Origin of the sequence: Nonlabens dokdonensis DSW-6 (genome assembly GCF_000332115.1) — a bacterium.
In the GTDB taxonomy this organism is placed as follows: Bacteria; Bacteroidota; Bacteroidia; order Flavobacteriales; family Flavobacteriaceae; genus Nonlabens; species Nonlabens dokdonensis.
On record NC_020156.1, the window covers coordinates 3,392,579 to 3,407,903 of the forward strand.

Here is a 15,325-nt window from a genome sequence, read left to right on the forward strand (position 1 = left end):
TTAAAATGTCAATCATACAGCATTTACAAAGGTTTAACCATTGTGTTCAAGCTTTTATTCAAATCAACAAGAATGTTTAAGCAGAATTACGGCTGGCGTTGATATTTCCATAAAGTGATCGCGTTACCATACGCTCATAGGTTTCTATGTCTTTAGTAACTACTTCAGAACGTATGTCCTGAACCATTTTTAATGCATATTGCTGTATAGTTAACAATGGCAATACGATATTCTCGCGTGTTTCAATACTCGCTTGACCAGCTCGTTCATTCTCCATTAGTGCACTCATTCCAGATATCTTCAACATGTACTTTTTAGAACGCTTGTATTCTTCATAAATCAGTTTCCAGAACTCACCATAAACGGGATCATGTTCCATATAAGCAGTTAAACCAAAGAATGACTTAGTTAGACTCATCATGCTATTATCCAGTAATGTACGGAAGAACTTATTATTCTTATATAAGTCAAGAGCATCATTCCATTTTCCAGATTTGTCCATTGCCTCAAGAGCAGTTCCTACCCCATAGAAACCAGGAACATTTTGTTTCAATTGACTCCAAGAACCTACAAACGGAATCGCTCTCAAATCCTTAAATCGCAACTCTGTGCTGCCAGCTCGCTTGCTAGGGCGGCTTCCTATGTTAGTTTTGGCATAATACTTTAACGTGCTCATTTTTTCTAGATAAGACAAAAATTGAGGATGCGCCTTAAAATCAGTATATGCTTTGTAACTTATTTCAGAAAGTTCGTCCATCGTGGACTTATCTTTATCTGAGAAATCATTGATATCACTTGCATATACAGCATTGCTCACGCCACTACTTATCATTTGCTCCAGATTGAACTGACAGCTTTCTAAAGTTCCGAATTTTGAGCTTATCGTCTGTCCTTGAATAGTGAGTTGTATTTCTTTTGCAGCGATTTTTGTTCCCATAGAAGCATAGAACTGATGTGTTTGTCCGCCGCCTCTAGCTGGTGGTCCACCTCTACCATCAAAGAACACTATGGAAACACCATATTCTCGTGAAACTCTTGTTAGTGCCTCTTTGGCTTTGTAAATAGCCCAATTAGCCATTAAGTAACCACCATCTTTTGTTCCATCACTAAAGCCTAACATAATGTCTTGCTTATCTCCTCTTCGACTTAAATGCGCTCTATAATGTTCATTTTCATACAACTTGCGCATAACGTCTGGCGCATTGATCAAATCAGGAACCGTTTCAAATAAAGGAACTACATCTATGTTGGGCTCCTTCATACCGCACAAACGTATCATGGCATAAACTTCCATTATTTGAGAAGCCATTTGCGTGTTAGAGATGATATAGCGGTTACAACCCTTTTCTCCATTGCGTTCTTGAATATCCTTTATGGCATATATGCTACTCAAAGTGCGCTGCGTGTATTCTTCCTTAAATTCATCTGGACGCAAAGTGCCTTCTATTTTAGAAAGTACATTGACTTTCTCAACTTCTGATAAGTCGTTGTAGTTAGATGGTAATTCCGCTTTCGCGAAAGCGAGAATCTCATCAAAAACCGTGTCATGAGCACTACTGTCTTGTCTTATGTCTAAGGTCGCAAAATGAAAACCAAACAATTCAATCTTATGAATAAAACTATCAATTTGATCTAAGAACAACGAATTGTGCTCTTTAATTACCATGCTGCGTATGCTAGTCATGGTATCTATCAAGTCTTGCGCAGTAAAATCCAAAACATCTTTTTCAAAAATAGCTTTATAGCACCTGCTCTCCATTTTAGAAAGTTGTTCTTCTACTCCTTTAAAAGTAAGTCTTCTACGCAGTTTACGTATGTCCCGATAATAATTTCTAAAAATGGTAGAACGCAATCTTTTTGCAACGTTAAGCGTGATTTCTGTCGTTACAAATGGATTACCATCTCGATCACCACCAGGCCAAAAACCTATTTCAACAATTTGGTTTTTAAACTCTTGTGCATCTTCAATATGTTTTTTTAAATAGTCATAAATATTACCCATTGCAAAATAGAAGACATTTTCAAGATACCAGATCAAACTAATCGCCTCATCAAATGGTGTAGGTTTCTCTTTTTTAAAGAATGGAGTTTTTCCTAATTGAGAAAGCAACAACTTCACTTGCTGGATTTCATTTGCCTTTATTGCCTGACCTAAGTCATTAAGAATCCCTAAAACAGATCCAGGATAGAATTGAGTTGGGTGTGCCGTTAACACTGGTCTTACTTTAAATTCTTTTAAATAAGACGTTAATTCTTGTGTTTTACCTAAAGCTACGGCTTCGTCTTTTACACTACGCAAAGAACCGCGGCCGTCAAGATTATTTACTTTTCCAAAGGCTGCATCCTCGATCGCATCAAATAAAACGACTTGACGTTCTATATACTGAATAAACCTAAAAAGCATGGACTCCCGTTCCTGCTGGTCTGTATCACGCATGTAACGTTCAAAGAAATATTCAACGATTTCAGTAGGGTTTTTACCTTTTGCATAACCACGCACACACAATTCATGGAACAATGGTAACAATCCACCAGTATTTGAGATTTGATCAAATGGTAAAGTCATAAAAATCCCATTGAAAATCTGATATTTGGATTTCACTTCATTTTCAAAGCGCTCAATTCTTGTAAGTCTTGACATAATTCGATGGTTTAAGCGATTAATATTTTGATTAGGATGTTTTAAGCGATACTATTTTAATGGCATCACTTACCGTTTGCATTTCTTCCATATCCTTTTCATTTAAAGTGATATCAAACGCATCTTCTACATCCAGAGCTATATCTACAAGATGTGCGCTATTAATACCTAAATCTTGCATTAAATGGCTGTCCAGTTTTACAGCATCTTCTTTAACATCTTGTGGCAGGTATACTTTTACTATTTTAAAAAGTTCTTGTTGTATTTCGTTTTCTTGCATCTTTTATATTTGAATAGAACCTTAAAAATACTATCAATAAATGAATTAAAACCGGTCATAAGGATCAGTTTAAGATTTGATCTACTCAAATGAGAGAATTATTTAAATAGAAGTCCTTAATTCAGAATTCAATAATTAGGAATCGTATTTTTTGAGAATTACACAAGCGTTTACATCCCCAAAACCAAAACTCGCCTTTGCCAGAACATCAATTTTCATCTTTTGAGTCTTAGTAGGAACACATTTTGAATCAATTATATCAGTTATTTCTGAATGAAGCTTCGTTATATTAGTATTTCCATAGCATTGCTGGTGTTTTATTTGCAACACTGCTCCTACTAACTCGACACTTCCAGCAGCTGCCAGACAGTGACCTATTAATGATTTATAGGTGTTGATTGCTGGAAAATCTAATCCTTTTCTTTGTAAAGCCTCTGACCAATTTTCAATTTCAAAAGCATCTTTAGAAGTCGCTGTAAGATGGCCGTTAATAACATCTATAGCTGTTGATGCAACTTGAGCATCTTTTAGAGCAAGTTGAATACATTCTTGAACAGCCTTACCATTAGGCGCTGTCATAGATCCATCACCACGATGACCACCAGAATTTAATGCTCCACCTAACACTTCAGCATATATGGTTGCTCCTCTTTTTTGAGCACTTTCTAAACTCTCTAAAATAAAAGCACCTGCACCAGATCCTGGAACAAAACCTGCTGCGTCATTTGATAAAGGCCTGCTTGCATTCTCTGGATCATCATTATACTTAGTAGGAAGAATGCGCATTGCATCAAATCCACCCCAAATATAAGGTCCAGAATCGCTGGTAGAACCTACTAACATTTGTGTCGCTTTTCCTGCTGCAATACGTTCATAACCCATCAGAAAAGCTTCAGTTCCTGTACAACAAGCGCTGGAATTACTGGTAACCATATTACCGCAACCCAATTCACCAGCCAGCCATGCACTTATACCACTAGTCATGGTTTGAATCACGCTGGTACTTCCCAACCGGCGCACTCTGCCATCGTCTATGAGATGAATGGCTTCTCTAAATTTCTCGCCGCCGCTTTGTCCTGTACCGAAAATAATTCCCATTTCTGATAAGGCATCATCGGCACTTGCCATTTCTAAACCAGCGTCTGCAAAGGCTTCTTTTCCAGCAATCACTCCATAAACTAAACCGCTAGCTTTTAAGCCTCTTAACTGTAATGACGTGAAGTTTTTGGCAAGTAATTCCTCAGTAATTTGTGGCGTTCCAGAGACTTGACAACCGAAGTTTAATTCAGCTAATTGTGGATCAAATCGTATTCCAGAGGTTTGTTCTTGTAACGCTTTCGCGAAAGCGGAAACACCAACAGCATTAGGTGCCACAACACCCATTCCTGTTACTACTACTCTATTTTTCGTATTCTTTATCATAAGAAATACTAAACTACGTAATCTTTCAAATGAAACCTGTGTCTACCTGATTATTCTTTAAATTTCACAAGAATATCACGTAATCTATATATAAGTGTGATGATAATTATGATTTTTTATAGTTTACACCTTACTGAAGCGAGTAATTTTGCGTGAACAATTATTTTCAATGATCAAATACACCTTTGCCTTACTTCTGTTTTTAACCGTTGGGACAATTACCGCTCAAGAAGTGATGATTTCTAAAATTGAATTTGAAGGTTTGAAAAGAACTAAAGAATCATTTTTGAGAAGGCTTGTGAAAGTTCAACCACAAAGTACATTAGACCTTAAGCTTATAGAAACAGATGTTGAACGGCTCAACCGTTTGCCCGGAATTGCAAAGGCTGTTTACATACTAGATCAAACCGATCCTGATCAAATTGTACTTATTTATGAAGTCACTGAAAACTTCACGATCATTCCAGGCGTAAGAGCTTCACAAGCAAATGATGATAGTTTTGCTTTCCGATTATCAGTTTTTGAATTTAATTTTATGGGTGAGAATCAGATTATAGGTGGTTATTATGGACGTAATATTTTTGATTCTTACGGTGCTTTTTGGGAAGCTCCTTACCTATTTACCAACAAATTAGGAATAGGAATTAATTATCAAAATAACGTTTTAAGGGAACCAATTTTCTTTGATAATGATAACACGGTGAATTATAAGTTTGACAGTCGCACAGCAGAAGTCTATGCACTCTATGAACTTAATTTTCACAATAACTTTCAATTGGGCGTGCGTTATGCAAATCAAGAATTTGATTTCTTAGATGGTATTATGACTGCTGATGTACCAGAAAATCTTACAGCTCAAAAATGGAGCGCTATAGCCGAATATGAAAACAATCATCTAGTAATTGATTACCAATATTTTTCTGGTTATAGGAATTTTACCTCTTTAGAATATGTGACTGGTGGAGAAGGTTTACTGGCTGATGAATTAATCGCTCAAACTGATTTTGAATATTTTAAAAAAGTAGGTGCTAGAGGAAATTGGGCGAGCCGTTTACAATTATCTTATGCTACCTTTAATGAGTCCCGATTTGCTCCATTTACATTAGATAACCAAATTAATATAAGAGGTGCTGGAAATAGCGCAGGACGTGGCACTGCAGAAGTTGTCCTTAATACAGAATACCGTCATACGTTATATGAAAAAGACTGGTTTGTTTTACAGAGCAATACTTTCCTAGACGTGGGAAGCTGGAGAAAACCTAATGGGAGCTTGAATGACCTTGTAAACGGTGAAACCTTAAAAATTAACCCAGGTTTGGGAATACGATTTATTCATAAACGTATCTTTAATGCGGTAATACGTTTTGACTATGGTTTTGGAATAGGAAGCAACGCAACTAATGGCTTTGTTTTTGGTATAGGTCAATACTTTTAATTGAGGAAATCACAAAGTCAACAAATATTTAAAACAACACTAATGAAAACGATCCTATTTCTTACTTCATCATTGTTTCTTCTTTCTTGCAATACGGCAAAAGAAAGTAAAGACGAAACACCGTACACGGCAGAACTTGTTGAGATGAACAATAACGAGATGAATGCTATGAATGCTCAACAAGGTCCTAAAGAAAATACCTTAGAAGTCTATTCTAATCTAAAAGAAATAGACCACAGCTTATTTGATCAGGTATTGAAAAAATATGTGACCAAAAATGGCAGCGTTAATTATGCTGGATTAAAAAAGAATCCGGCCAACTTAAAAAGTTATATCAAAACACTTGAAGCTGCAAATCCTGATAAATCATGGAGTCGCAAAGCTTTACTTGCTTATTACATGAATGCTTATAACGCGATGACATTAGACCTTATCATAAGCAATTACCCTACAGAAAGTATTAAAGACATCAAAAACCCTTGGGAACAGAAAAATTGGAGCATTAACGGGAAACCTATAAGTCTTGAAGAAATAGAACATGATATCTTAAGAAAAATGAACGAGCCTCGTATTCATTTTGGAATCAATTGTGCCTCTTTTTCTTGTCCGCAATTGCCTAATGAAGCCTTTACTGCTCAAAAAGTAGATCAGCAACTTGAAAAACTGGCTATTCAATTTATCAATGACTCCAGAAGAAATGAAATTACTAAAGATCGTGTAGAAGTTTCTAAAATCTTTAGATGGTTCAGCGAAGACTTTACTAAAAATGGCGATCTAATTGATTTTCTCAATAAGTATAGCACCTTGAAAATCAATGAAGATGCTAAAATAAAATATATGGATTATAATTGGGAATTGAATGATTAATTTACTCATTCACTATCATACCACTCATCCAGCCTTCAGCGATTTTGTTTTCGTTTTCGTCCATCATTTGAACGACTACTTTTAACTTTCCAAAACGGAAATATTCTTTTTTTGCACTCACGATTACCGTAGTTTCTGGTACAACCGTATTTAAGAAGTTGATATGATTCTCAGTAAAAACAAATTGAGGATTCCCTTCATTTTCTCGCATTAAGTAACTTCCTAAACAGGCGAGACCTATTTGCGCCATACATTCTATGAGAATAACACCAGGCGTTATTGGGTTATTTATAAAATGATGTTTGTAGAAATATTCGCTTTCGCGAAAGCGGTAAATACCTATCACACTTTCTTCATCCAATTCTAACAACTGATCCACAAATTTGAATCCATCGCCATATGGAAGGTTAGCTACTATTTTTTCTAATGGATTTAAGAGCATGAATGGAATTATTATGTTAAGTAAAAAGTAATAAATTTTTTAAAACTCCTTTCCTTAGAAAAGGAAAGGTGGGCAAAATGAGCGGTAGCGAGTTTTGGTCGGATAGGTTGAAGAAGGCTGGTAATATGTCATCATTTTTTACTCTCTAAATATTATGCTTTCAACCACTCCTGATTCTCAGCAAAGCTGATACTTCTGTCCTCGCCTATTCTTAGGCGAGGAGTTTATAAATCGTTCGCGACTGCCCTCGACCTGATTTTTTTATATTTATTTTTTTATTTCACCTTTATTTTTACTGCAAACTCTCACCACCATCAACTTTTATAATAGTTCCAGTGATCCAGCTGGCCTCTTCCCTACTCATTAAATATACCACATTTGCTACTCGTTCTGGAGTGGTTAATTCTCCATGCGGATTCCTTTTCAAACTTTCTTGTTTCAATTCTTCATACATGGGTATCATACTCAAACTCAATGTGTCCGTTACACCGGCTTGAATACAGTTGGAAGTAATTTGATATGGTGCAAATTCTATCGCAATACTTCTATTAATAGCTTCTAAAGTAGCTTTTGCTGCGCTTACAGCAGCATAAGATTTCATAGGTCGCGTGCTACCTTCACTGGTAAAACTTAAGATTTTAGCAGGTTTCGCAAATAAATGAGCTTCAAAAAGCGCTTTTGTCCAACTGTATAGACTTATTCCCATAGAATGAATCGTTTGCTGAAAATCATTTGAAGAAAGTGTGTTGTCGCCTGTCATAGGCTTTAAATTACCCTTTGAAATACTATGAAGAAAGACACTTAACTTATGATCGTTCAAAAAACCCTTTATTTTTAATAAGTTTTCTGATAGCTTATTTTCTCTAGTAGCATCACTATTAACAGTGAGTAATTGAATATTTAAAGATCTTAACTTTTCAAATCTCGCTTCTATTTCATCAGCTTGCAATCTTGAGGCACGATAAAAGATAATAAGATTCATGCCATGCTGAGCCAACTTCAAGGCACTCGCATAACCCAAACCGCTGCTGCCTCCTAAGATTAACGCATACTTATTTTTAAAGTCATTTACCATTCTAACAATATTCTTTGAGCAGTAAAGCCTGGTCCAAAACTTAACATCAATCCCTTAGAGCCTTTGTTAAGCTCACGACTCATAAATCGTTCTAAAACAAATAGAACCGTCGCACTACTCATGTTTCCATAGATGCGCAACACCTCTTTAGTATCGTCTATATTTTTACCTAGTTTATGAAATAATTCTTCTACTGTTTGCACGATTTTTTTTCCGCCTGGGTGAAAAACCAAGTGATCTATATCTTCAATAGTCAATCCGTTCTTTTTTAAAAACGGATGAATGATCGCAGGAAAATGACTCGCGATAGTTTCTGGAACGGCTTTGTCAAGGACCATTTGTAAACCACTATTGACCAGATCAAATCCCATCATGTGTGTCGCATCTGGAAAATGGTAAAACTCATGTGCTTTGATCTTTGGTCCTTCATCTTCTTCACAAGAAGAAAGCAATACACAAGCACAACCATCGCCAAAGATTGCTGCACTTACCATATTTGCCATGGAATAATCGTCTAATTGAAAAGTTGCTGTAGGAGCTTCAACGGCAATAACCGCAGCTTTTTTATTAGGATTTGCTTTTAAAAAATTCTCTGCATAGATCAATCCAGATATCCCTGCAACGCAACCCATTTCTGTGACTGGCAACCGTACAATGTCTTGGCGCATCTTCATGGAGTTGATTAAATACGCATCAATAGACGGAATCATAATACCTGTACAACTTACCGTGATGATGTAATCCAGATCTTGAGCGTTCCACGAGGCTTTTTCAAGAGCTTGTTCTACCGCTTTTTGAGCCAGTGGCACCACTTCTCTTTTATAAATCTCATTACGGTCCTGAAAAGAAGTTCTGGTAAACACTTCAATAGGATCCATAATAGAATACCGTTTATCCACGCCAGCACCTTCAAAAATTTTGATGGTTTTACGTCTCAAACGCTCGTCCTGACCTGATAACCATTCTTCTACAAATGGTAAAATATCCTTGGTCTCCTTATAATACTGCGGCGTTACTGTCGCTACACTTTTAATTTTTACGCTCATCTATTGGAATTATCCATATAAAACGGAACGACCACTTCCATGTCCATCGGTCATTTGTAATGCCTATTGCTGTAGCATATTTTTTGAAATCATTCACTTTAAAACCTGATGCAATACTGATCAATCCATCGTGTTTTGAAATCTCATGCTTTATAAAAATAGGACTTAAATATTTAAAAAACAGAAACGCTAGTCGGTGTCTGTGCAAATCATTGATAATAATACTTTTAGTAGTAATCTCTTTAAATTTGGTTAGAAATTCTACGATTTCTACATCATTAAAATGATGCATCGTTAAAGAACTGATCAAAATGTCACAACTTATATCTTGAGGTTGTATTTTAAGAATATCGCTTTCGCGAAAGCGTAAACGAGACAATCCATCACTCTTTAAACGCGCTTTTTCTATAGAACGAGCTGCAAAGTCTAATCCTAAAAAGCTTAGCTTTTCATTTTTTAGATGCTTTTCCAAGTATCGAAGCATCTCGCCATCACCGCAACCTGCATCTACAATAGTAAGCTCTTGATCTGGATACTTAGCAACTTCCTTTTTAACAGCATCAAGCATAAATTTGAATCCGCCTAGAAGATTGTTGACCTTATTGATATCATCCACAGCATTTTGAAGAGTTACTTCATCGAGCGCAGGATCATCCATCCACTCTGGATCTGTGTTGCGCACATCAGAAACGTATTTAATTTTAGATAGGTTTCCCATGTGTGCTTTTTATGATCGTTGATAAGAGAGATGGAAATCTACGTAGAAACCATAAACCGAGTTTTGTATAAGTACGGTTTAGTAAAATTCCTTGCAGGATACGACCTATTTTTAAACGTTTCTGGAAAGTTTTTTTCCAAGTCACGGCATAATTATCTAGTGCCTGCGCTCTATTAATTTGACCTTCGAGAAATGGTTGTAATTCTTCATAAGCAATTTTTGCACTATGAATAGCCATTGCCATTCCGTTACCGCATAAGGGATGGATCAATCCTGCTGTATCGCCCAGCATGACAATTTGATTCTCTACAGGTTCTTTCTTTTCAAAAGATATTTGAGATATAGTAATAGGCTGTTCCCATACCGGTTGGGCATTTTTTAAAAAGACATTTAAAGACTTGTTCTTTGCAAGTACTTGATTATTAAAGTCGGTCACATTCTTATGCTTTTTGAAAGAATCATAACTAGCTAGATAACAAAGGTTCACATGACCGTTTTCTACTTTAGAAACTCCAGCATAGCCACCTTCAAAATTGTGAAGCTCGACTAAGTTATCATCCATATCGTGCTTATAGTGCATTTTTACCGCTAGCCATGGCGATTTTTGTTGAATAAAGTCTCTTTCTAATCTTTTATCAAGCAAGGAGCGTTTTCCCGTGGCCATTAAAAACTGTTTGCAAGTATACTCTTCAGTACTTGTGCTTACTTGAAAAGAATCATTTTCAATTCTCGCTTCCAGCACTTTATCTTGTGAAAAGGTGGCTTTTTCAATAGCTTTTTGATACAACAAATGATCTAAATGAAATCTAGAAATACCTTTTCCTCCTTGTGGTAAGTGGCAAGTCAATGGTTGATGATTTGATGTAGTAAAATTTAGATGCTCCAGATTAACAGCACTTTCTTGATCAAGATCAATACCAAGTGTTTTTAGAAAATCAATCACTTCATTACTCAAATACTCGCCACACATTTTATGTCGTGGATAATCATCAGGATCAATGAAAAGAACTTTACTCTTTCTAGAAAATAAAATTGCCGCTGTCAGACCTGAAAGTCCGCCACCGGCAATTATTATATCGTATTGTTTTTGCACTATTCAAAGATAGTGGCTAGGTTATCAATTAAGAATTTTTTTAATCATTATCTCGATACTTTCTTTTCTGTATAAATTTAAGAATAAGATAAATCACTAGTAAAGAAGAAAAAAGAGTTAATAATGTAATGGCTGTAGGCATTAAGCTACCACCTTCTGGATTAGGTCCGAAGAATACAAGAAACGCAAATATGATGGTCAACGCCCAGAGTACATAACGGAAATTATCCGCTTCATCCATAAATTTCATAATTTCATAATATTAAGTTCACTCAGGGAATTTCAAAAGTATGTTTTTAAAATACTAAATTTCAATAATCAAGCAGTTTTTTTAATTTTTCTTCAAGATACTTCGTAGGTAGATAGTTGTTTTCCAGTCCTTTTTCAAAAGGAATAGGTGTGTCAATACTTCCTAATCTCATTACTGGCGCATCTAAAAATTCAAAACACTCTTCACTTATAAAAGCCGCAACATCACTGATAACACTACCGGTTAAGTTATCTTCTGTAACTAATAAGACTTTTCCCGTTTTCTTAACTGAAGCGGTAATCATTTCTTTATCTAAAGGAACTAAAGTTCTTAAATCAATAAGATCGATATCAAGCTGCTCTTTGTCGATGAATTGCTTTACCCAATGAACTCCTGCTCCAAAAGTGATGACAGTGGCATCATTTCCTTCACTTATGGTAAACGCTTTACCTAGCTCTATATTGTAATAACCATCGGGAACATGATCATAAACAGATCGGTACAATGCTTTATGCTCAAAAAACAAAACAGGATTAGGATCTTCAATAGATGCAATCAGTAATCCTTTAGCATCTGCTGGAGAAGATGGATACACTATTTTTAAACCAGGAACAGTATAAAACCAAGACTCGTTAGTCTGCGAGTGAAATGGTCCTGCTCCTACTCCAGCTCCACAAGGCATTCTTATGACTACGTCTGCTTTTTGATTCCAGCGGTAATATGACTTTGCTAGGTAATTCACAATCGGATTAAAACCACTGCTTACAAAGTCGGCAAACTGCATTTCTACAACTGCTTTCATTCCTGCAATGCTCAATCCCATACCTGCTTCTACGATTGCGCTTTCACAAATAGGCGTATTTCTTACTCTTTGGTTTCCATATTTCTCTACAAAACCGTCTGTGATTTTAAAAACACCACCATATTCTGCTACGTCTTGGCCCATGATTACAAGATCATCGTATTTATCCATGGCTTCTTCTAGTCCATCCTTTATGGCATCTATCAAACGTATATTTTGAGTAGAATTCTCTGGCTGGACTTGTTGATGAGTGTGTGGAGCAAAAACATCGGCTAGTTCTTGTTGAGGAGTTGTTTGAGGTAACGCTTTCGCGAAAGCGAGATCCAAACCATCATTAATCTCCTGTTTAAATTCTTCACTCCATTGAGCAACCTGATCGCTGGTAATGATGTTTTCATCCAACAAATACTGCTCAAAGCGCGTCAATGGATCACGCTCTTCCCAATACTCCATCAACTCATCTGGAACATACTTTGTGCCACTAGCCTCTTCATGACCGCGTCTTCTAAAGGTCTTGAATTCAATCAACACTGGATGCGGATTTTCTCTTATATCATTTAAAATAGCCGAAATTTTTGTGTAAACTTCTACGATATTATTGCCATCGATAATGTGCGATTCCATCCCATAACCTAACGCACGATCTGCAAGGTTTTCACAGTTATACTGCTCTGAGGTAGGAGTGCTCAAACCGTAGCCGTTATTTTCTATACAGAACAACACTGGCAAACTCCACACACTTGCAACGTTTAATGCCTCGTGAAAATCGCCTTCACTCGTTCCTCCTTCTCCAGTAAAAACTGCAGTTGCACGACCAGTGTTTTTCAATTTTTGGGCAAGAGCAATACCATCTGCCACGCCTAATTGTGGACCGAGATGCGAAATCATCCCAACGATCTTATACTCCTGTGTACCAAAATGAAAACTACGATCGCGACCTTTAGTAAAACCATCTGCTTTTCCTTGCCATTGAGCAAACAACTTCCATAGCGGAATTTCTCGAGTGGTAAAAACACCTAAGTTTCTATGCATAGGTAGTATGTACTCTTCCTTTTGCATCGCAGCGGTCACTCCTATCGCGATCGCTTCCTGGCCTATACCAGAAAACCATTTGGAAATGCGGCCTTGACGTAGTAAAATGAGCATTTTTTCTTCAATACATCTAGGTAAGAGCATTTTCTTATATAAATCTACAAGTACTTCATTTTCTAAAGAATTGCGATATAACTTTTTAAAATCTGTAGGGTTAGAATCTATCATATGTATGGACTGTTAACCAAATGTACTATAATCTATGTTCTTAATAATAACATGCTTTTAGATACTCGCTTTCATTTACTAACTTTGTATTAACAAATTTTGAAATGAAAAAAATCCTCATTGTCTTTTTAGTTTTTGTAACGACTTATTCACATGGTCAAAAAAAACAAGCCGATTCTCTCCCATTTCAAAAAGATGTAAAGTTTAAGTATGAATCCTTAATTCTTCCTGCTGGTTTGATTTCTTACGGGATCTTTGGGATTAAAAACGATCCCATAAGGCAGTGGGATCGCGACATAAGAACCAGTTTAGAACCAGATGGTGTAAAAATAGGTATAGACGACTACTCTGTAGTAGCTCCTATACTTACGGTCTATGGTCTGGATTTAGCAGGAATAAAAGGTAGAAATAACCTGCTGGATAAAAGCATCATTTTAGGAACTTCAAGCCTATTTATGTATTCTACTGTCCGATTAATTAAAAATAATACCTCGGTAAGAAGACCTAGTGGCAGGTCTGTAAGTAGTTTTCCTTCTGGACATACCGCACTTTCCTTTCTTGCGGCAGAGTTTTTACATCAAGAATACGGTCATTTATCGCCCTGGTATAGTATCGCAGGTTATACGGTTGCGACAGCTACTGGATTTTTACGTATTTATAATGACAAGCATTGGTTTAGTGACGTGCTTGCCGGCGCTGGAATAGGTATTTTATCAACAAAAATAGGTTACTGGCTTTATCCTTTCATAAAGAATGTTATCTTTAAGAATAATATCAAAGAATCTCATGTAAATTTGCAAATAGCGCCGTTGTATAATGGCAATGAGCTGCTTCTTGCTACCTCCATACGATTCTAAATAAAAAATTATATCTGTAGTACCATGACTAATATCCCAAGTGTAGATCTCGCAGACTTTCTAAGCGATGATCCTAAAAGAAAAGAAAAGTTTATTAACGAAATAGGTTCGGCTTATGAAGATATAGGTTTTGTAGCTTTAAAAAACCATTTCCTATCAGACGAGTTAGTAGAACAACTTTACTCTGAAGTAGAGAAATTCTTCCAGCTTCCTAAAGAAACTAAGTTAGGTTATGAACGAGAAGATTTAGGCGGCCAGCGCGGTTATGTTTCCTTTGGTAAGGAACATGCCAAAGGTAAAAAAGAAGGAGATTTAAAGGAATTCTGGCACTTTGGTCAGGAAGTAGCGCCAGATGTTACTATAGAAGACGATTATCCAGACAACGTGATTGTTAAAGAATTACCAGAATTTAACGCTACAGGAATGAAAGCCTATAGAATGTTAGAAAAAACTGGTATCTATGTGTTACGTGCACTGGCACTTCACATCGGTATTAACGAGCATTACTTTGACCACTGGGCAAGTAATGGAAACTCTATTTTAAGACCTATTCATTATCCACCTATTACGTCAGAGCCAGATAACGCTGTTCGTGCTGGCGCACACGGCGATATCAACTTAATTACGCTTCTTATGGGAGCCAGCGCTCCAGGATTACAAGTACAAAACCGTGCTGGCGAGTGGATCGATGCCATTGCACAAGAAGACGAGCTGGTAATTAACGTAGGAGACATGTTACAGCGACATACTAATAATAAATTGCGCTCTACCATTCACAGAGTAGTGAATCCACCAAGAGAATTGTGGCACACCAGCCGATATTCCATTCCGTTTTTCTTACATCCACGTAGCGATATGAAACTGGACTGTCTAGAAGAATGTATAGACGAGAACAATCCTAAACAATACGAAGACATTACCGCTGGAGAATTCTTGCACCAGCGACTTGTTGAGATAGGATTGATTAAGAAATAAACTCTAGAGACCGAAGGGTAGATTTAAGAAACAAGAAACTAGAATCAAGAGTTAAGATTCAGGAGACAAGAAACTAGATTCAAGAGTTTAGTTAGATAGTTAGTTCTTCTTAAAACTTATATTACCTGCTAGAAATTCATTTTAGCAGGTTTTTTTATGGGT

At 36.5% G+C, this 15,325-nt stretch carries 14 protein-coding genes; 4 read left to right on the forward strand and 10 right to left on the reverse strand.

Annotation, left to right across the window (positions count from 1 at the left end):
- Positions 1-76: 76 nt before the first annotated feature.
- The 3 genes from DDD_RS14900 to DDD_RS14910 all read right to left on the reverse strand — a co-directional run bounded on the left by DDD_RS14900 (position 77) and on the right by DDD_RS14910 (position 4,343).
- Complete coding sequence (locus DDD_RS14900; protein ID WP_015363771.1) at positions 77-2,641, reverse strand: phosphoenolpyruvate carboxylase; 2,565 nt, start codon at positions 2,639-2,641, stop codon at positions 77-79.
- 31 nt (positions 2,642-2,672) lie between these two features.
- Complete coding sequence (locus DDD_RS14905) at positions 2,673-2,921, reverse strand: acyl carrier protein (protein WP_015363772.1); 249 nt, start codon at positions 2,919-2,921, stop codon at positions 2,673-2,675.
- A gap of 135 nt (positions 2,922-3,056) precedes the next feature.
- Positions 3,057-4,343, reverse strand: a complete 1,287-nt coding sequence (locus DDD_RS14910) for a beta-ketoacyl-[acyl-carrier-protein] synthase family protein (RefSeq protein WP_083892405.1) — start codon at positions 4,341-4,343, stop codon at positions 3,057-3,059.
- Positions 4,344-4,512: 169 nt separating this feature from the next.
- Between DDD_RS14910 and DDD_RS14915 the strand changes: the two genes are divergently transcribed.
- Entirely contained in the window at positions 4,513-5,778 is a 1,266-nt protein-coding gene (locus DDD_RS14915; protein WP_015363774.1) for a POTRA domain-containing protein, read from the forward strand.
- 42 nt (positions 5,779-5,820) lie between these two features.
- Positions 5,821-6,645 (forward strand): DUF547 domain-containing protein, encoded by an 825-nt coding sequence (locus tag DDD_RS14920; protein ID WP_015363775.1) that lies wholly within the window; start codon positions 5,821-5,823, stop codon positions 6,643-6,645.
- 1 nt (position 6,646) lies between these two features.
- Here the strand turns inward: DDD_RS14920 and DDD_RS14925 are convergent, their stop codons facing one another.
- From DDD_RS14925 to DDD_RS14955, 7 genes are all read right to left on the reverse strand, one after another.
- The gene (locus DDD_RS14925; RefSeq protein ID WP_015363776.1) at positions 6,647-7,087 is read right to left on the reverse strand and encodes a 3-hydroxyacyl-ACP dehydratase FabZ family protein; all 441 of its coding nucleotides are present in this window, start codon (positions 7,085-7,087) and stop codon (positions 6,647-6,649) included.
- A gap of 292 nt (positions 7,088-7,379) precedes the next feature.
- Positions 7,380-8,162, reverse strand: coding sequence for an SDR family oxidoreductase (locus DDD_RS14930; protein WP_015363777.1), 783 nt, complete (start codon positions 8,160-8,162; stop codon positions 7,380-7,382).
- A complete protein-coding gene (locus DDD_RS14935) occupies positions 8,156-9,208 on the reverse strand; it encodes a type III polyketide synthase (RefSeq protein WP_015363778.1) in 1,053 nt (350 codons plus the stop codon). Before DDD_RS14935 ends, DDD_RS14930 begins: the two co-directional genes overlap by 7 nt.
- Positions 9,192-9,926 (reverse strand): methyltransferase domain-containing protein, encoded by a 735-nt coding sequence (locus DDD_RS14940; protein WP_015363779.1) that lies wholly within the window; start codon positions 9,924-9,926, stop codon positions 9,192-9,194. Before DDD_RS14940 ends, DDD_RS14935 begins: the two co-directional genes overlap by 17 nt.
- Positions 9,910-11,019 carry an NAD(P)/FAD-dependent oxidoreductase gene (locus DDD_RS14945; protein ID WP_015363780.1) on the reverse strand — a complete coding sequence of 370 codons (1,110 nt, stop codon included), beginning with the start codon at positions 11,017-11,019 and terminating at the stop codon, positions 9,910-9,912. Before DDD_RS14945 ends, DDD_RS14940 begins: the two co-directional genes overlap by 17 nt.
- A gap of 40 nt (positions 11,020-11,059) precedes the next feature.
- Entirely contained in the window at positions 11,060-11,269 is a 210-nt protein-coding gene (locus DDD_RS14950; RefSeq protein ID WP_041567205.1) for a hypothetical protein, read from the reverse strand.
- Positions 11,270-11,330: 61 nt separating this feature from the next.
- A complete protein-coding gene (locus DDD_RS14955; protein ID WP_015363782.1) occupies positions 11,331-13,331 on the reverse strand; it encodes an alpha-ketoacid dehydrogenase subunit alpha/beta in 2,001 nt (666 codons plus the stop codon).
- 104 nt (positions 13,332-13,435) lie between these two features.
- On the opposite strand from DDD_RS14955, the gene DDD_RS14960 reads away from it, so the two are divergent.
- Both DDD_RS14960 and DDD_RS14965 read left to right on the forward strand, forming a co-directional pair.
- Positions 13,436-14,188 carry a phosphatase PAP2 family protein gene (locus DDD_RS14960; RefSeq protein WP_015363783.1) on the forward strand — a complete coding sequence of 251 codons (753 nt, stop codon included), beginning with the start codon at positions 13,436-13,438 and terminating at the stop codon, positions 14,186-14,188.
- 24 nt (positions 14,189-14,212) lie between these two features.
- Positions 14,213-15,163 carry an isopenicillin N synthase family dioxygenase gene (locus DDD_RS14965; protein ID WP_015363784.1) on the forward strand — a complete coding sequence of 317 codons (951 nt, stop codon included), beginning with the start codon at positions 14,213-14,215 and terminating at the stop codon, positions 15,161-15,163.
- Positions 15,164-15,325 lie beyond the last annotated feature (162 nt).

Bases quoted from the DNA above. Each gene is read 5' to 3' on its own strand.
- DDD_RS14960 (WP_015363783.1), top strand. From the start codon at position 13,436: ATGAAAAAAATCCTCATTGTCTTTTTAGTTTTTGTAACGACTTATTCA.
- DDD_RS14955 (WP_015363782.1), bottom strand. From the start codon at position 13,331: ATGATAGATTCTAACCCTACAGATTTTAAAAAGTTATATCGCAATTCT.
- DDD_RS14965 (WP_015363784.1), top strand. From the start codon at position 14,213: ATGACTAATATCCCAAGTGTAGATCTCGCAGACTTTCTAAGCGATGAT.
- DDD_RS14920 (WP_015363775.1), top strand. From the start codon at position 5,821: ATGAAAACGATCCTATTTCTTACTTCATCATTGTTTCTTCTTTCTTGC.
- DDD_RS14925 (WP_015363776.1), bottom strand. From the start codon at position 7,087: ATGCTCTTAAATCCATTAGAAAAAATAGTAGCTAACCTTCCATATGGC.
- DDD_RS14930 (WP_015363777.1), bottom strand. From the start codon at position 8,162: ATGGTAAATGACTTTAAAAATAAGTATGCGTTAATCTTAGGAGGCAGC.
- DDD_RS14935 (WP_015363778.1), bottom strand. From the start codon at position 9,208: ATGAGCGTAAAAATTAAAAGTGTAGCGACAGTAACGCCGCAGTATTAT.
- DDD_RS14915 (WP_015363774.1), top strand. From the start codon at position 4,513: ATGATCAAATACACCTTTGCCTTACTTCTGTTTTTAACCGTTGGGACA.
- DDD_RS14900 (WP_015363771.1), bottom strand. From the start codon at position 2,641: ATGTCAAGACTTACAAGAATTGAGCGCTTTGAAAATGAAGTGAAATCC.
- DDD_RS14910 (WP_083892405.1), bottom strand. From the start codon at position 4,343: ATGATAAAGAATACGAAAAATAGAGTAGTAGTAACAGGAATGGGTGTT.
- DDD_RS14940 (WP_015363779.1), bottom strand. From the start codon at position 9,926: ATGGGAAACCTATCTAAAATTAAATACGTTTCTGATGTGCGCAACACA.
- DDD_RS14905 (WP_015363772.1), bottom strand. From the start codon at position 2,921: ATGCAAGAAAACGAAATACAACAAGAACTTTTTAAAATAGTAAAAGTA.
- DDD_RS14950 (WP_041567205.1), bottom strand. From the start codon at position 11,269: ATGAAATTTATGGATGAAGCGGATAATTTCCGTTATGTACTCTGGGCG.